We start from the raw sequence: 15,334 nt of genomic DNA on the forward strand, positions 1-15,334 counted from the left end.
ATCATGCAACGTCGAAATATTCTGAAGTTCGCGGCAGCCCTCGCAAGCGCCACGCTGTTCACGGCAAACGCCTATGCCGATGAGTCGATCAAGGTCGGCGTGACCGGCGGTCCGCACGCGCAGATCATGGAAGTCGTAAAGCAGGTCGCGGCCAAGCAAGGGCTGAAGATCACCATCATCGAATTCTCCGATTACGTGCAGCCGAACGCCGCGCTCGCATCCGGCGATCTCGATGCCAACAGTTATCAGCACTTGCCGTATCTCGACGCGCAGGTGAAGGATCGCGGCTACAAGCTCATCAGCGTCGCCAACACGGTGACGTATCCGATGGGCATCTATTCGAGAAAGATCAAGTCGCTCAAGGAATTGCAGAACGGCGCGCGTATCGCGGTGCCGAACGATCCGACCAACGGCGGCCGTGCGTTGCTGCTGCTGCAATCGCAAGGTCTGATCAAACTGCGCGCCGATGCGGGTCTCAAAGCCACGCCGCTCGATATCACCGACAACCCGAAGAAGCTGAAGATCGTCGAACTCGATGCCGCGCAAATCCCGCGCTCGCTCGCCGATGTCGATGCCGCCGCCATCAACACGAACTTCGCGATGGAAGCGGGTCTGAAGCCGAAGGCAGACGCGATCGCCATCGAAGACTCGCACGGTCCGTACGCGAATATCATCGCGATTCGCGCGGCGGACAAGGACAAGCCGTGGGTGAAGACGCTGGTGTCGTCGTATCGCTCGCCGGAGGTGAAGCAGTTTATCGACGGAAAGTTCGGCGGCGCGGTAATCACCGCGTGGTGAAGCACGTCGGGGTTTTCGGGGATATAAAAAGAACGATCGTTCGAATATATTTCGGCTCAAGCTTATTGCAACCTGCATCACGCTGACTCAGCCCACCCGTTTCGGCGGGTCGGAGCGGCCGCGTCGCTCGTATAATGACGCTGGGTTGACGTAATCGTAACTTTGGAGCGTGTGCATGAAAATTCTGGTGCCAGTCAAGCGCGTGGTCGACTACAACGTGAAGGTCCGCGTGAAATCGGACAACACGGGTGTCGATATCGCCAACGTGAAAATGTCGATGAACCCGTTCGACGAAATCGCTGTGGAAGAAGCGGTTCGTCTGAAGGAAGCGGGTGTAGCCACCGAAGTGATCGCCGTATCGTGCGGCGTGACGCAATGTCAGGAAACGCTGCGCACGGCGCTGGCGATCGGCGCGGATCGCGCCATCCTGGTTGAATCTGCGGATGAATTGCAGCCGTTGGCCGTGGCCAAGTTGCTGAAGGCCCTGGTCGATCAAGAGAAGCCTGAACTCGTCATTCTCGGCAAGCAGGCAATCGACGACGATTCGAATCAAACCGGTCAGATGCTCGCGGCATTGGCAGGTCTGCCGCAGGCGACGTTTGCATCGAAAGTCGTGGTTGCGGATGGCAAAGCCACCGTGTCGCGCGAAGTCGATGGTGGCGCGGAAACGCTGTCGCTGAAGCTGCCCGCCGTCGTGACGACCGATCTGCGTCTGAACGAGCCGCGCTATGTGACGCTGCCGAACATCATGAAGGCGAAGAAGAAGCCTTTGACGACGGTGAAGCCCGCTGATCTGGGTGTGGATGTGACGCCGCGTCTGAAGACGCTGAAGGTTGTCGAGCCGCCCAAGCGCAGCGCCGGTATCACGGTGCCGGACGTGAGCACGCTGGTCCAGAAGCTGAAGAACGAAGCGAAGGTGATCTGAATATGACGACTCTCGTAATTGCAGAACACGACAACGCGTCGATCAAGGCGGCGACGTTGAATACGGTGGCCGCGGCCGCGAAGATTGGCGGCGACGTGCATGTGCTGGTCGCAGGCTCGAACGCGCAAGGCGCGGCGGATGCGGCGGCGAAGATCGCGGGCGTTTCCAAAGTGCTGCTGGCCGATGCGCCGCAACTCGCTGAAGGTCTCGCGGAAAACGTCGATGGCACGGTACTGAGCATCGCGAAGAATTACTCGCACATTCTGGCTCCGGCGACGGCCTACGGTAAGAACATTGCGCCGCGTATCGCTGCGCATCTCGATGTCGCGCAAATCAGCGACATCACCGCCGTCGATAGCGCCGACACGTTCGAACGCCCGATCTACGCCGGCAACGCCATCGCCACGGTTCAATCCAGCGATCCGATCAAGGTCATCACCGTGCGTGCCACGGGCTTCGATCCGGTCGCGGCGGAAGGCGGCAGCGCATCGGTCGAGAAGATCGATGCAGCGGCGGACGCGGGCATCTCGTCGTTCGTATCGCGTGAAGTGACGAAACTGGATCGTCCGGAACTGACGAGCGCGCACATCATCGTTTCCGGTGGACGCGGTCTGGGCAGCGGCGAGAACTACACGCAGACGCTCGAACCGCTCGCCGACAAGCTCGGCGCGGCGCTGGGTGCATCGCGTGCGGCTGTGGACGCTGGCTATGTGCCGAACGATTATCAGGTCGGTCAGACGGGCAAGATCGTCGCGCCGCAGTTGTATGTGGCAGTCGGCATCTCCGGCGCAATCCAGCACTTGGCTGGCATGAAGGACTCGAAGGTGATCGTCGCCATCAACAAAGACCCGGAAGCGCCGATTTTCAGCGTCGCCGATTACGGTCTGGTCGGCGATCTGTTCTCGGTTGTACCGGAACTCGTGAAGGAACTCGGCTGAGCGTGCACGCCGTGACACACATCGGCATATGAGAGAAGGGGCGTGACCACGGTTACGCCCCTTCTTTTTTCTGAACACGTAGGAGACAAAAGAATGAGCTACACGGCCCCCGTCAAGGACATGCTGTTCGTGATGAAGGAACTCGCCGATATCGACAGCGTTGCCGCCATGCCCGGCTACGAAGACGGCGGGTTCGATACCGCGCAGGCCGTCGTCGAAGAAGCCGCGCGTTTCTGCGGTGAAATCGTCGCGCCGCTGAACGTCGCGGGCGACCGCGAGCCGAGCGCGTTTGCGAACGGCGAAGTCACGACCACGCCCGGTTTCAAGGATGCGTTTCGTCAGTACGCGGAAGGCGGCTGGCAAGGCGTCGTGCATCCATCGGAATTCGGCGGACAGGGCTTGCCGAAGCTCATCGCGACGGCGTGCAACGAGATGCTGAACTCAGCGAATCTGTCGTTCGCGCTGTGTCCGCTGCTGACCGATGGCGCGATCGAAGCGCTGCTCACCGCTGGCACCGACGAGCAGAAAGCGCGCTATTTGCCGAAGCTGATCGAAGGCGAATGGACCGGCACGATGAACCTCACCGAGCCGCAAGCCGGCTCCGATCTGGCGATGGTCCGCACGCGCGCGCAGCCGCAAGGCGATGGCTCGTACAAAGTATTCGGCACGAAGATTTTCATCACGTACGGCGAACACGATATGGTGAAGAACATCGTCCATCTCGTGCTGGCGCGCACGCCGGATGCGCCCGAAGGCGTGAAGGGCATTTCGCTCTTTCTCGTGCCCAAGTTTCTGATCAACGACGACGGTTCGCTCGGCGCGCGCAACGACGTGCATTGCGTCTCGATCGAACACAAGCTCGGGATCAAGGCGAGTCCGACGGCGGTGCTGCAATACGGCGATCACGGCGGCGCGATCGGCTATTTGATCGGCGAGGAAAATCGCGGGCTGGAATACATGTTCATCATGATGAACGCGGCGCGATTCGCGGTAGGCATGCAGGGCATCGCGGTGGCGGAGCGGGCGTATCAGCAGGCGGTGGCGTATGCGAAAGACCGCGTGCAGAGCCGTCCCGTCGATGGCAGCGCGAAGGAGCCGGTCACGATCATTCATCATCCCGACGTGCGGCGCATGCTGTCCACCATGCGCGCGTTCACCGAAGGCTCGCGCGCGCTGGCTTATGTTGCGGCGGCGCATTCCGATCTCGCCCACGGTCACGCCGATGAAGACGCGCGCAAGCGCCATCAGGCGATCTACGAATACCTTGTGCCGATCATCAAAGGCTTCAGCACCGAAATGTCCGTCGATGTCGCGAGCATCGGCGTGCAGGTGCATGGCGGGATGGGTTTTATCGAAGAGACGGGCGCGGCGCAGCATTATCGCGATGCGCGCATCTTGCCGATTTACGAAGGCACGACCGCGATTCAGGCCAACGATCTGGTCGGCCGCAAGACCGTGCGCGATGGCGGCCGCGCGGCGCAGGCGCTGCTGGCGCAAATCGATCAGACCATCGTCGCGCTCACCGAGGTGGACGGACAAGCGTTCAAGTCGATGCATCGGCATTTGAGCGCGGGGAGCTTGTCGCTGGCGCGGTCGATCGAGTTTATCGTCGCGAAATACAAGAGCGATCCGAACGCGGTGTTCGCGGGCAGCGTGCCTTATTTGCGGCTTGCGGGCACGGTGCTGTGCGGCTGGCAGATGGCGCGCGCGATGCTCGTCTCGCATGCCAAACGCGCGGGGGACGAGCGCTTCCATACGGCAAAGATTGCGACGGCCGAGTTCTACGCGGAGCACATTCTGTCGCATGCGCCGGGGATCGAAGCGTCGATCATCAGCGCGAAGGGCACGGAAGGCGTGCTGGCGCTGAGCGAAGATCAGTTCTGAGTGTTGCCGCAAAAAGAAAAGGCGCCGCGAGGCGCCTTTTTTTCTTCAAGCGTGCCTAGAAAGCATCACGCGTTCGCATAGCCCGGCCGACGATTCACGCCCGTATCGCCGAAATAGCGATGTACCGAGAGATCATCCGCGCGGATCGCGGGCTGCTTGCCCGACATCAGATCCGCCAGCAACTGGCCCGAGCCGCACGACATCGTCCAGCCAAGCGTGCCGTGTCCGGTGTTGAGGAACAGATTCGGCACCGGCGTGCGGCCGACGATCGGCGTGCCGTCCGGTGTCATCGGGCGCAGACCGGTCCAGAAGTTCGCGCTGGCGGTATCGCCGCCGCCGGGGAACAAATCGTTCACGCACATTTCCAGCGTTTCGCGACGCGCCTGCTTCAACGTCTTGTCGAAACCGACGATTTCCGCCATGCCGCCCACGCGAATGCGATCGTCGAAACGCGTGATCGCGATCTTGTAGGTTTCGTCGAGCACGGTGGAAACCGGCGCGCGGTTCGCATCGACAATCGGCGCGGTGAGCGAATAACCCTTGAGCGGATAAACCGGAATCTTCACCAGATCGCGCAGCAGCTTCGGCGAATACGAGCCGAGCGCGACGACGTACGAATCGCCCTGCACGAGTTCCTTGCCACACTGCACGCCCGCGATACGGCCGTTTGCCATCGCCAGCGCATCGATCGGCGTGTTGTAGCGGAACTTGACGCCAAGTGTTTCGGCCATTGCGGCGAGGCGCGTGGTGAACATCTGGCAGTCGCCGGTTTCATCGTTTGGCAGACGCAGACCGCCCGTCAGTTTGTGCGATACAGCGGCGAGCGCGGGTTCCGCGTTCTTCAATTCATCCGCGGACAGCAATTCGAACGGCACATTGGCGTCCTTCAGCACGGCGATATCCTTCGCCGCACCGTCCAATTGCTGCTGGGTGCGGAAAAGCTGAAGCGTGCCGCCGGTGCGGCCTTCGTACTGAATTCCGGTATCGGCGCGCAATGCTTGCAGGCAATCGCGGCTGTATTCGGCCAGGCGCACCATGCGGCCCTTGTTCACCGTGTAGCGATCCTGCGTGCAGTTGCGCAGCATTTGCCACATCCATTGAAGCTGATTCACCGTGCCATCGAGACGAATAGCGAGCGGCGCGTGCTTCTCGAACATCCACTTCACGGCCTTGAGCGGCACGCCCGGCGCAGCCCACGGCGATGCGTAGCCCGGCGAGATCTGTCCGGCGTTGGCAAAACTCGTTTCGAGCGCAGGGCCGGCTTCACGGTCGATGACCGTGACTTCGTGACCGGCGCGGGCGAGGTAATAGGCGCTCGTTACGCCAACGACGCCGCTTCCGAGAATGACGATACGCATGGAAAAATCTCCAACCAGATTCGATAAAACTGCCGTTGCGCGCTTAGAAAGTGGATCGACGACGCAAACGGAAGCTCGTATAGTGTTATCGACTATGGTATGGATATCGATATAGTTTTAGTTATTGTATTTGAGTGATTTTCGGGAAAAAACAATGAGAACACAGCGTAATCCGGTCCGCGCGCTCGATAAGCTCGATCACAAGATTCTGAACACGCTTCAGCAGGACGGACGCATCGCTATGAAGGATCTGGCCGAGCGCGTCGGATTGTCGGTGACGCCTTGCATCGAACGGGTGAAGCGCATGGAACGCGACGGCGTCATCATGGGCTATCACGCGCGGGTGAATCCGGCGGAATTGGGCGCGGCGCTGCTCGTGTTTGTCGAGATCACGCTGGATCACAAGAGCGGCAACATGTTCGACCAGTTTCGGCGCGAGGTTCAGAAGATTCCCGAGGTATTGGAGTGTCATCTCGTGTCCGGCGATTTCGACTATCTGATCAAGGCGCGGATCGGTGAGATGGCGGATTATCGGAAGCTGCTTGGGGACATTCTCTTGCAGTTGCCGGGCGCGGTGCAGTCAAAGAGCTATGTGGTGATGGAAGAGATCAAGGAGACGCTGTTTATTCCTGCCGAGATGTGACGCATCGGACGTAAACACTGTATATTTATACAGTGTTTTATGGAGCGTCTCCGCTATGCCCACGTCCGACCGCGAATTCCCCATCGCGCCGCCTTCGCCGCTCAAAGGGCGCGGCGCGGTCACGAATATGCAGGGGCGATACGAGCGCGATGAACGCGAGCGCGTCGAGGATGGCTGGGAGCACGTTTCTCAGGAAGAGGGCGATACGCCGCCGCTGCGCACGCAAATATTCGAGGAACGCGCCAAGAGCATCCTCACGCACAACAACTCGCCGGATATACCGTTTTCGACTTCGTTGAATCCGTATCGAGGTTGTGAGCACGGTTGCATTTATTGCTTCGCGCGTCCGACGCATAGTTATCTCGGGCTTTCGCCAGGGCTGGATTTCGAAAGCCGCATTTACGCGAAGATCAACGCGGGCGAATTGCTGGAGCGCGAGATCGGCAAGCCGAACTATCGGCCGGAGCCGATCGCGCTGGGCGTCAATACGGACGCGTATCAGCCGGTCGAGCGCGATCTGAAGCTCACGCGGCGCGTGATCGAAATCCTGCACGACAGCGGACATCCGTTTGCGGCGATCACCAAGTCGTCGCTGATCGAACGTGATATCGACTTACTTGCGCCGATGGCTTCGCGCGGACAAGTCATGGCCGCCATCACCGTCACCACACTCGATGCCGACATCGCGCGCACGCTCGAACCGCGCGCGGCCACGCCATCGCGCCGTCTGCGCACCATTCGCACTTTGGTCGATGCGGGGATTCCAGTGGGCGTGAGCATCGCGCCGCTGATTCCGTTCGTCACAGAACCGGACATGGAGCGCGTACTCGAAGCCTGCGCCGAGGCGGGCGCGACGAGCGCGAGTTATATCGTGCTGCGTCTGCCGTGGGAAGTTGCGCCGCTGTTCAAAGACTGGCTGGCCGCGCATTTTCCCGATCGCGCGGACCGCGTGATGAGCCGCGTACGCGATATGCGCGGCGGCAAAGACTACGACTCGGATTTCGCCAAGCGCATGAAAGGCGAAGGCTTATGGGCGGACATGCTCAAGCAACGCTTCAGCAAGGCGACAAAGCGGCTCGGACTGAACCAGCGGTCGCACGGCATTCTCGATATGTCGGAGTTCAAAAAGCCGGAGATCGCGCCGCCGTCGAATCCGCAGCTCGATCTGTTCTAGCTCAGCGCGTCATTGCGACAGCGTTTTCGCCGATTCGACCTGACTTTCGAAATACGTCTGGAAGGTGAGCGCGAGGCCGGTCATCAGCAAGAACGCGCCGAACAGCAGCGAGAAGATCACGATGAAAATGACCGTCCAGCCCGAATCGCTTTGGCGATTGGTGTGCGCGTTGAACTGCGCATCCCACTTTTCGTCGGGCCGCAATCCATACACGATCGCCGACAGAAACGCCGCCAGCAGCGACACCGCGCCGGGAAACGCCAGCACCCAGCCAAGAATCGACGCGCGCTCGGTCGCGGCAAGCAGCATAAAACCTACCGCGCCCAAAATGATCCCGACGATATGCGCCCAGCCGTATTTATCGCGCATGCCGTACAGATAAAACCTGTGCAGCCCGATATAGCCAAACAGAAACGCGAGCGCAGCGGTCAGCGTCTTCGAGCGGAAGTACGGCGGAAGCGGTTTGCCGGCGGGCTTCGGGCCGGTTGAAGCGGCAACGGACGAGGAGGTCATCAGCGAGTGCAATGGTGAACGGAACGCGGCAAGCATTTTACGCCCGGCGAGGCCGCCGCTGACAGAAAGTCACATTGCCGCACGCCTTGACCACACCTTGAAATTGGGAGTTCCGAAGCAGCCAAACACGAAAAACGCGTTAAGTGTTTGTTAGTGCTTCGGAATCCGGCTATAATCGCCTGTTCTCGTAGTTCCGAACCCCGGTTTTCAAGGATTTAAGCATGGTCATCATCCGCTTGGCTCGTGGCGGCTCGAAGAAGCGCCCGTTCTACAACATCGTCGCAACCGATTCGCGTAGCCGTCGTGACGGCCGCTTCATCGAGCGCGTGGGTTTCTACAACCCGGTCGCCACCAAGGGCGAATCGCTGCGTATCGCTCAAGATCGCCTGACCTATTGGCAAGGCGTTGGCGCGCAACTGTCGCCGACCGTCGAGCGTCTGGTCAAGCAAGCTGCACAAGCTCAGCCGGCTGCTTAAGTCGTCTGAACGTTTGATGGCGATGTACGCCGCTTCATGCGGCTCTATCGCCAGTCGTTCGAATTCTGCCGAAGTTAAAGCCCAAGGTTCGCTGATGTCCACGCGTGATCCCCAAAACGGCCACGATGGTGCCGTCAGCCAGCCGAAGCCGGGGCAAGAAGAGAAAGCCGCCACGTTTGGCGCGTTTGCCCGCAAGCCGGGCGCGCGTCGCGTGGCCGCCGACGTTTCGAGCGCAAAGCAGGAACAAGTCATCGAGTCGGTCGAGGCTTTGCCGGAAGACGCAGTGGAAGTCGGTTATATCGCCGACGGCTACGGTCTCAAAGGCTGGGTCAAGATCGTGCCGCATTCGAATGGCAAGTCAGGCGGCGACGCGCTGCTGACCGCCAAACGCTGGTGGCTGACGAAGGGCCGCGAACGCAAGTCCGCGCGCTGCATGCAATCGAAAGTGCATGCGGATACCATCGTCGCGCGGCTGGGTGGTTGCGAGGATCGCAACGCATCCGAAGCGTTGAAGGGATACACGGTGCACATTGCACGCGTCGATTTCCCGAAACTCGACGACGAAGACGAATTCTACTGGGTCGATCTGATCGGCCTGAATGTCGAAAACGAGGCGGGCGTGGCTTTAGGCCATGTCGCCGACATGATCGACAACGGCGCGCATTCCATCCTGCGGATCGAGTATCCGAGTACGGACAAGGATGGCAAGCCCGTGACCGGCGAGCGGCTGATTCCGTTCGTCGGCGTGTATGTGAAGACGGTGGATCGGGCGGCGAAGCGTATCGTCGTTGACTGGGACGCCGATTATTAAACGGCATCAGCAAGACAAGGGGAGAGCGCGATGCAGTTCGATGTCGTGACGCTCTTTCCTGAGATGTTCCGCGCACTGACCGACTTCGGCATTACCAGCCGGGCGGTCACGCAGCAACGGTTCGGGTTGCGAACGTGGAATCCGCGCGATTTCACGACCAACAACTACCGCACCGTCGATGATCGCCCGTACGGCGGCGGCCCAGGCATGGTCATGCTGGCGCGCCCGCTGGAAGACGCAATCCACGCGGCGAAGGCGGCGCAGCGCGAACAAGGCATTACGTCGACACGCGTGGTCATGATGTCGCCGCAAGGCGCGAAACTCGACCACGATCGCGTGATGCGGTTCGTGCAGGAACCCGGTCTGGTGCTGTTGTGCGGCCGTTACGAAGCGATCGATCAGCGTTTGCTCGACCGCGAAGTGGACGAAGAAGTCAGCCTCGGCGACTTCGTGCTGTCCGGCGGCGAGTTGCCTGCCATGGCGCTGATGGACGCAGTCGTCCGCCAGTTGCCCGGCGTGCTGAACGACGCACAATCCGCTGTACAGGACAGTTTCGTGGACGTGTTGCTGGATTGCCCGCATTACACGCGTCCCGAAGAATACGAAGGTGTGCGCGTCCCCGATGTGCTGCTCGGCGGCCATCACAAGGAAATCGACGCGTGGCGCAGGCGTGAAGCCCTGCGCAACACGTTCACCAAGCGGCCCGACTTGATTCAACGGGCGCGCGCCAGCAAGATGTTGAGCCGTGCGGACGAAGCATGGCTTACAGAACTCGCGAAGGAAGCGTCGAAGTCTGCATAGATTTCGGGCTGACGGGCGGGAACAAGGGGACGTCGGGTCAAACCGGCGTCTGAAGCAAACCCATCCTCTACCGGGGCCTTTTTCAAACGCGCAAGCGTAGGCACACAACTCCGGCAAGATGGCACAAGGAGTCAGTAATGAATCTGATTGAACAACTCGAGAAGGAAGAGATCGCTCGCGTTCTCGGCGAAAAGTCCATCCCCGATTTCGCACCGGGCGATACGGTCGTCGTCAACGTGAACGTGGTCGAAGGTACGCGTAAGCGTGTCCAGGCTTACGAAGGCGTCGTGATTGCCAAGCGCAATCGCGGTCTGAACTCGAACTTCATCGTCCGCAAGATTTCGTCGGGCGAAGGCGTCGAGCGTACGTTCCAGACGTACTCGCCGCTGCTGGCAAGCATCGTCGTGAAGCGCCGCGGTGACGTTCGTCGCGCGAAGCTCTACTACCTGCGCGAGCGTTCGGGCAAGTCGGCACGTATCAAGGAAAAGCTGGTGTTCAAGGGCAAGGCTGCTTCCGCCGAGTAAGTTTCAGGTTGTCGCTGGTCGAAAAAAGCACCCCACGTGGGTGCTTTTTTCTTTGGTGTGTTCAAATTGAGACTTCGACAGCCACGCATCGCCACCGTGTCCACTGGCAAGACCTCGACCCCGCGCATTCTCGAACCCGAAAAGATGCCCGTCTTCGCCACCGGCGAAGCGCTTCCGCCCATCGCGCCCGAGCGACTCACGCCCGAAGGTCTGCGCGCGCGTTTCGGGATGAATCTCGATTGGAAGCAGGAAGAACGCGAGCAGCGTATCAAGGCGATCGGCGGCGATCCGCGTGTCGCATCGGTGCTAGTGGCGCTGGTGCTGCGCGAAGGCGGCTTGACCGTGCTGCTGACTCAACGCGCCGACCATCTTTCCGATCATGCGGGACAAATCAGCTCCCCCGGCGGACGCCGCGAACCCGAAGACGCTGATGCTGCCGCCACCGCCTTGCGCGAAGCCCGCGAAGAAGTCAGCCTCGACGAGAAACATTGCGAAGTGATCGGCTCGTTGCCGGAGTATCTGACGGGCACGGGATTTCGTGTCACGCCGGTCGTCGCGCTGGTGTATCCGCCATTCGAATTGAAAGCCGATACCTGCGAAGTCGCCGATATCTTCGAAGTCCCGCTCGCCTGGCTGATGAATCCGGCTAATCACGAAGTGCGCATCTTCCGCTGGGAAGGCGGCGAACGTCGTTTTTTTGCCATGCCGTATTTGCCCGCCGAAAACATGGCGCCGTATTTCATCTGGGGCGCAACGGCCGGCATGTTGCGCAATTTCTATCGCTTCCTCGCGGCTTGAGCCGGCGTGCGCGGAAAGTGCGCACGGGAGCCATCGCACGCGCGATTACTCGGCGCGCTAAACCCATCGGGCGCTGTGATATCGTTACGCGAAACTCGAACTAATCGGACTGTTTCGGCCTTCGCATGACTTTTTTCTCCGTATTGCTGGCTCTCATCATCGAACAAGTGCGCGCGCTTTCGCCGCACAATCCGGTATCGGCGCTGCTTCGTTATCATGCGGAATCCACTGCCCACGGGTTCGATGCGGGCAAGGAAAAGCACGGTCTCATCGCATGGCTGGTGGTCGTGTTGCCGTGGACGCTGGTGGTCGGGCTGATCTATTACGTGTTGTATCGCATCAACTTCGTTCTGGCGTTTTTGTGGAACGTGGTGATCGTGTACTTCACGCTCGGTTTCCGCCAATTCAGCCACTATTTCACCGATATCCACCTCGCGCTGAATAACGACGACGTGCCGCGCGCGCGCGAAATCCTCGCCGAATGGACGAATATCGACACCGTCGATATGCCCGTCAGCGAGATCGTGCGGCAGACGCTGGTGCATGCGGTGGTGGCGTCGCATCGGCATGTATTCGGCGTGTTCTTCTGGTTTTTGATTCCAATCGGACCGGCCGGTGCGGTGTTCTATCGCATTGCCGAATATCTGGCGCGTGCGTGGTCGGAGCCGAATCCGGAGCGCACGGCGGCGTTTTCCACCTTCGCTCAGCGCGCATTCTTCGTGATCGATTGGGTGCCGACGCGTCTGACATCGCTAGGTTTTGCGATCGTCGGCAATTTCGAGGATGCGATCTACGCGTGGCGCAATCACGCGCGCCAATGGCCGGATGCGAACGATGGCGTATTGCTGGCCGCCGGCAGCGGCGCGCTTGGCGCACGTCTCGCGGGTCCGCTGGCAGAACCGCTGAGCGTCGAAGCGCTCGCCGTGGGCGATGCCAGTCCGTTGCCCGTCGGTGACGATTGCACGCCGCGTACCTTGCAATCGGCGGTCGGGTTGGTGTGGCGCGCGGTGATCCTGTGGATGCTGCTGTTGCTGATGCTCACCATCGCGGTGTGGTTAGCCTAGTCGTCCAGCGGATCACGCGCCGTTCCACAGTTCCAGCACACGGTGAATTGCGCTTCCAGCGATTCACCGCACTTCTTGCATCTCCACGGCCGGGCATTCGCGTCCGGTCCGTTCCTCGCACGATCCAATAGCCGCAGCGCCAGCGCCTCGTCGCGATCATCGACGATCCAGATTTCGGGCGCGCATTGATCGGCCGGAATCTCTCCCATCGCGCCATTTAGATAGCGGTTGTGCAACTCGCACGGCACGCCCGCGGTCGCCAGCACATTGACCCAGTGCTGCGCGATGATCACGTTCGGCGCGCGCGTCAGGCGTTTCATCGAACGATCTGGCTGGCTTCGTGGACCAGTTGCGCGTAGAGCGCGTGGCGTTCCGGGCGAATCGCGCCGGCTTCGACGGCTTCCAGAACCGCGCAGCCGGGTTCTTGCAGATGATGGCAGTTGTAGAAGCGGCAGTGCCCGAGAAACGGCCTGAAGTCAGCGAAAGCGCGTTCCAGTTGGCCTTCGGTCAGATGATGCAGGCCAAATTCCTGAAAGCCGGGTGAGTCGATCAGCGAGCCGCCCGCGGGCAAATGATAGAGACGCGTGAACGTCGTCGTATGGCGGCCGGAATTGAGCGCGGTTGAGATTTCGCGCGTGGCGGCATCCGCGTCGGGGACGAGGATATTGACCAGCGTCGATTTACCCATGCCGGACTGGCCGAGCAGAATGGTCGAGCGATCTTTGAGTAAGGCATCGAGTTGCGGATGCACGTCGCCGGGCTGCATTTTCGCGGACAGTTCGATCACCGTGTACCCAAGCGCGCGATACGACGCCAGCCGTTCACGCGCCAGCGGCAACGCGCTTTCCACATCGATCTTGTTGAGCACGATCAGCGGTTCCAGCCCATGCGCTTCCGCCGCGATCAGCGCGCGCCCGAGCAGGTCTTCGCTGAAATGCGGCTCGGTGGCGAGCACGATCAGCAATTGATCGAGATTCGCCGCAAAGAGCTTCGACTTAAACTGATCCGAGCGATACAGCAAATTCCGCCGCTCGCCGATCTCCACAATCACGCCTTGATCCGCCGACTGCTGCTCATAGCCGATACGATCGCCCACGGCCACATCGCTTTTTTTACCGCGCGGGAAGCATTGCAGCATCGGCGAGCCGTCGTCGGGCGCGACCAGATAGTGACGCCCGTGCGCGGCGATGACCGTGCCCGCCAGCCGCTCGCCGCATTTATTCGAAGCTGCGCGCTGCGTCATGCGGCGTGCTGCATCAATCGATCGATGCGTTGTGAAGCGGGCGGATGCGAGTAGTAAAACGCCGTGTAGATAGGATCGGGCGTGAGCGTCGACGCGTTGTCTTCGTACAGCTTCACGAGCGCGTTGACGAGGTCCTTCGGATCGGTCTGACTCGCGGCGAACGCGTCCGCTTCGAATTCGTTTTTACGCGATGTCAGGCTGCCCAGCGGCGTCACGAAGAACATGAACACGGGCAGCACGAGCATGAACAGCACGAGCGCCAGCCCGTTATTGCCACCGACCAGCGATGGCCGCACGCCGAGTCCTTCGTAAAACCACACGGTCTGCACCAGCCAGCCGAGCAGCGCCAGCATGGCGAGACTGATACCGAACATGACGATCATCAGCTTCAAAACGTGACGGCGTTTGAAGTGGCCGAGTTCATGCGCAAGCACGGCTTCGATTTCGCTGCCCGAGAGACGCGCAAGCAAGGTATCGAAGAAAACGATGCGCTTGGCCGCGCCGAAGCCCGTGAAATACGCGTTGCCATGCGCCGAACGGCGGCTGCCGTCCATCACAAACAAACCCTTGGCGGCGAAACCGGTGCGCGACATCAGATTCGTGATGCGCGCGACGAGCGCTTCGTCCTTCAGCGGCTCGAACTTGTTGAAAAGCGGCGCGATGAAGGTCGGGTAAATGATCATCGCGAGCAGTTGGAACGCGACCCAGACCATCCATGTCCACAGCCACCAATACGTGCCGGCGCGATCCATCAGCCAGATCGTGAGCAGCAACAAGGGCGCGCCGATAATTACGCCCAGCACCACGCCCTTGATCAAATCGATGAAAAACAGCTTCTTCGACATACGGTTGAAGCCGAACTTCTCTTCGATCACGAAATGGCGGATGTAATCGAACGGCAGGTCGATGAGACTCGTGATCGCGACGACCGCCGCCACCAGCGCAATCTGCCCGACGTAACCGCGCCCGAGCGCGCCGGAAATGGCGATATCGAGCGCCTGCACGCCGCCGAGCAGCGTCAGCGCGACCAGCACGATGGCGCTCGTGACCACTTCGATCATGGTGAGGCGCGTGCGCTCGACGGTGTAATCCGCTGCCCGTTGATGCGCGGTGAGCGGAATCGTGCCGCTGAATTGCGCGGGCACGCCATCGCGATGCGCGGCGACGTAGCGAATCTGGCGCGAGGCGAGCCAAAGCTTGGTTGCAACCATGCCGATCAGGGCGATGACGAAGATCGTCGAGAAGGCGAGTGTGATGTTGGTCATCCGGGAATTCCGATTGAACTATGCGAGAATTATAGGTTCTAGGCCGTATCGGCGCTGTCAGATACTGCAAAAGCGCCTGCAATTACGGCGTTAGCGGTTTCCCTTCCACATCAGGCATC

17 protein-coding genes are annotated in these 15,334 nt (G+C 60.5%); 12 read left to right on the top strand and 5 right to left on the bottom strand.

The genetic code is table 11. From position 1 onward, the window contains the following. Window positions 1-3: 3 nt before the first annotated feature. From P7F28_RS08380 to P7F28_RS08395, 4 genes are all read left to right on the top strand, one after another. Window positions 4-798 carry a MetQ/NlpA family ABC transporter substrate-binding protein gene (locus tag P7F28_RS08380; RefSeq protein ID WP_277184044.1) on the top strand — a complete coding sequence of 265 codons (795 nt, stop codon included), beginning with the start codon at window positions 4-6 and terminating at the stop codon, window positions 796-798. A 175-nt stretch (window positions 799-973) separates the two neighbouring features. Next, entirely contained in the window at window positions 974-1,723 is a 750-nt protein-coding gene (locus P7F28_RS08385; protein ID WP_277184045.1) for an electron transfer flavoprotein subunit beta/FixA family protein, read from the top strand. A 2-nt stretch (window positions 1,724-1,725) separates the two neighbouring features. Continuing rightward, window positions 1,726-2,661, top strand: a complete 936-nt coding sequence (locus P7F28_RS08390; protein WP_277184046.1) for an electron transfer flavoprotein subunit alpha/FixB family protein — start codon at window positions 1,726-1,728, stop codon at window positions 2,659-2,661. 93 nt (window positions 2,662-2,754) lie between these two features. Next, on the top strand, window positions 2,755-4,545 hold the full coding sequence (locus P7F28_RS08395) for an acyl-CoA dehydrogenase (RefSeq protein WP_277184047.1): 1,791 nt from the start codon (window positions 2,755-2,757) through the stop codon (window positions 4,543-4,545). A 65-nt stretch (window positions 4,546-4,610) separates the two neighbouring features. Here P7F28_RS08395 and P7F28_RS08400 read toward each other — a convergent pair whose 3' ends face one another. Continuing rightward, window positions 4,611-5,903, bottom strand: coding sequence for a D-amino acid dehydrogenase (locus P7F28_RS08400; RefSeq protein WP_277184049.1), 1,293 nt, complete (start codon window positions 5,901-5,903; stop codon window positions 4,611-4,613). A gap of 154 nt (window positions 5,904-6,057) precedes the next feature. On the opposite strand from P7F28_RS08400, the gene P7F28_RS08405 reads away from it, so the two are divergent. Continuing rightward, a complete protein-coding gene (locus P7F28_RS08405) occupies window positions 6,058-6,546 on the top strand; it encodes an Lrp/AsnC ligand binding domain-containing protein (RefSeq protein ID WP_277184050.1) in 489 nt (162 codons plus the stop codon). 55 nt (window positions 6,547-6,601) lie between these two features. Next, the gene (locus P7F28_RS08410) at window positions 6,602-7,720 is read left to right on the top strand and encodes a PA0069 family radical SAM protein (protein WP_277184051.1); all 1,119 of its coding nucleotides are present in this window, start codon (window positions 6,602-6,604) and stop codon (window positions 7,718-7,720) included. A gap of 9 nt (window positions 7,721-7,729) precedes the next feature. Here P7F28_RS08410 and P7F28_RS08415 read toward each other — a convergent pair whose 3' ends face one another. Next, complete coding sequence (locus P7F28_RS08415; RefSeq protein ID WP_277184052.1) at window positions 7,730-8,233, bottom strand: hypothetical protein; 504 nt, start codon at window positions 8,231-8,233, stop codon at window positions 7,730-7,732. A gap of 221 nt (window positions 8,234-8,454) precedes the next feature. Between P7F28_RS08415 and rpsP the strand changes: the two genes are divergently transcribed. The 6 genes from rpsP (at window position 8,455) to P7F28_RS08445 (ending at window position 12,707) form a co-directional block, all read left to right on the top strand. Next, complete coding sequence (gene rpsP, locus P7F28_RS08420) at window positions 8,455-8,709, top strand: 30S ribosomal protein S16 (protein ID WP_277184053.1); 255 nt, start codon at window positions 8,455-8,457, stop codon at window positions 8,707-8,709. A 94-nt stretch (window positions 8,710-8,803) separates the two neighbouring features. Continuing rightward, window positions 8,804-9,520 carry a ribosome maturation factor RimM gene (rimM, locus tag P7F28_RS08425; RefSeq protein WP_277184054.1) on the top strand — a complete coding sequence of 239 codons (717 nt, stop codon included), beginning with the start codon at window positions 8,804-8,806 and terminating at the stop codon, window positions 9,518-9,520. Window positions 9,521-9,550: 30 nt separating this feature from the next. Beyond that, entirely contained in the window at window positions 9,551-10,321 is a 771-nt protein-coding gene (gene trmD, locus P7F28_RS08430; RefSeq protein ID WP_277184055.1) for a tRNA (guanosine(37)-N1)-methyltransferase TrmD, read from the top strand. A 137-nt stretch (window positions 10,322-10,458) separates the two neighbouring features. Further along, the gene (gene rplS, locus P7F28_RS08435) at window positions 10,459-10,845 is read left to right on the top strand and encodes a 50S ribosomal protein L19 (RefSeq protein WP_277184056.1); all 387 of its coding nucleotides are present in this window, start codon (window positions 10,459-10,461) and stop codon (window positions 10,843-10,845) included. A 144-nt stretch (window positions 10,846-10,989) separates the two neighbouring features. Next, window positions 10,990-11,643, top strand: coding sequence for a CoA pyrophosphatase (locus tag P7F28_RS08440; RefSeq protein ID WP_277184135.1), 654 nt, complete (start codon window positions 10,990-10,992; stop codon window positions 11,641-11,643). Window positions 11,644-11,768: 125 nt separating this feature from the next. Next, window positions 11,769-12,707, top strand: coding sequence for a CobD/CbiB family protein (locus P7F28_RS08445; protein WP_277184057.1), 939 nt, complete (start codon window positions 11,769-11,771; stop codon window positions 12,705-12,707). Here the strand turns inward: P7F28_RS08445 and P7F28_RS08450 are convergent. From P7F28_RS08450 to P7F28_RS08460, 3 genes are read right to left on the bottom strand one after another with little or no spacing between them, the layout of a single operon-like run. Continuing rightward, a complete protein-coding gene (locus P7F28_RS08450; RefSeq protein ID WP_277184058.1) occupies window positions 12,704-13,027 on the bottom strand; it encodes a DUF2007 domain-containing protein in 324 nt (107 codons plus the stop codon). The two genes, P7F28_RS08445 and P7F28_RS08450, sit on opposite strands and share 4 nt — an antisense overlap. Continuing rightward, on the bottom strand, window positions 13,024-13,950 hold the full coding sequence (gene rsgA / locus P7F28_RS08455) for a ribosome small subunit-dependent GTPase A (protein ID WP_277184059.1): 927 nt from the start codon (window positions 13,948-13,950) through the stop codon (window positions 13,024-13,026). Before rsgA ends, P7F28_RS08450 begins: the two co-directional genes overlap by 4 nt. Next, the gene (locus tag P7F28_RS08460; protein ID WP_277184060.1) at window positions 13,947-15,215 is read right to left on the bottom strand and encodes a M48 family metallopeptidase; all 1,269 of its coding nucleotides are present in this window, start codon (window positions 15,213-15,215) and stop codon (window positions 13,947-13,949) included. The genes rsgA and P7F28_RS08460 overlap by 4 nt, the downstream gene beginning before the upstream one ends. Window positions 15,216-15,334: the final 119 nt, after the last annotated feature.

Source organism: Caballeronia sp. BR00000012568055 (assembly GCF_029439455.1).
Taxonomy (GTDB): domain Bacteria; phylum Pseudomonadota; class Gammaproteobacteria; order Burkholderiales; family Burkholderiaceae; genus Caballeronia.

What these genes read in the sequence shown, in the direction of transcription:
- P7F28_RS08380 (WP_277184044.1), top strand. Translation starts at nt 4, where the DNA reads ATGCAACGTCGAAATATTCTGAAGTTCGCGGCAGCCCTCGCAAGCGCC.
- P7F28_RS08450 (WP_277184058.1), bottom strand. Translation starts at nt 13,027, where the DNA reads ATGAAACGCCTGACGCGCGCGCCGAACGTGATCATCGCGCAGCACTGG.
- P7F28_RS08385 (WP_277184045.1), top strand. Translation starts at nt 974, where the DNA reads ATGAAAATTCTGGTGCCAGTCAAGCGCGTGGTCGACTACAACGTGAAG.
- rimM (WP_277184054.1), top strand. Translation starts at nt 8,804, where the DNA reads ATGTCCACGCGTGATCCCCAAAACGGCCACGATGGTGCCGTCAGCCAG.
- P7F28_RS08445 (WP_277184057.1), top strand. Translation starts at nt 11,769, where the DNA reads ATGACTTTTTTCTCCGTATTGCTGGCTCTCATCATCGAACAAGTGCGC.
- rpsP (WP_277184053.1), top strand. Translation starts at nt 8,455, where the DNA reads ATGGTCATCATCCGCTTGGCTCGTGGCGGCTCGAAGAAGCGCCCGTTC.
- trmD (WP_277184055.1), top strand. Translation starts at nt 9,551, where the DNA reads ATGCAGTTCGATGTCGTGACGCTCTTTCCTGAGATGTTCCGCGCACTG.
- rplS (WP_277184056.1), top strand. Translation starts at nt 10,459, where the DNA reads ATGAATCTGATTGAACAACTCGAGAAGGAAGAGATCGCTCGCGTTCTC.
- P7F28_RS08405 (WP_277184050.1), top strand. Translation starts at nt 6,058, where the DNA reads ATGAGAACACAGCGTAATCCGGTCCGCGCGCTCGATAAGCTCGATCAC.
- P7F28_RS08395 (WP_277184047.1), top strand. Translation starts at nt 2,755, where the DNA reads ATGAGCTACACGGCCCCCGTCAAGGACATGCTGTTCGTGATGAAGGAA.
- P7F28_RS08390 (WP_277184046.1), top strand. Translation starts at nt 1,726, where the DNA reads ATGACGACTCTCGTAATTGCAGAACACGACAACGCGTCGATCAAGGCG.
- P7F28_RS08415 (WP_277184052.1), bottom strand. Translation starts at nt 8,233, where the DNA reads ATGACCTCCTCGTCCGTTGCCGCTTCAACCGGCCCGAAGCCCGCCGGC.
- rsgA (WP_277184059.1), bottom strand. Translation starts at nt 13,950, where the DNA reads ATGACGCAGCGCGCAGCTTCGAATAAATGCGGCGAGCGGCTGGCGGGC.
- P7F28_RS08440 (WP_277184135.1), top strand. Translation starts at nt 10,990, where the DNA reads ATGCCCGTCTTCGCCACCGGCGAAGCGCTTCCGCCCATCGCGCCCGAG.
- P7F28_RS08410 (WP_277184051.1), top strand. Translation starts at nt 6,602, where the DNA reads ATGCCCACGTCCGACCGCGAATTCCCCATCGCGCCGCCTTCGCCGCTC.
- P7F28_RS08400 (WP_277184049.1), bottom strand. Translation starts at nt 5,903, where the DNA reads ATGCGTATCGTCATTCTCGGAAGCGGCGTCGTTGGCGTAACGAGCGCC.
- P7F28_RS08460 (WP_277184060.1), bottom strand. Translation starts at nt 15,215, where the DNA reads ATGACCAACATCACACTCGCCTTCTCGACGATCTTCGTCATCGCCCTG.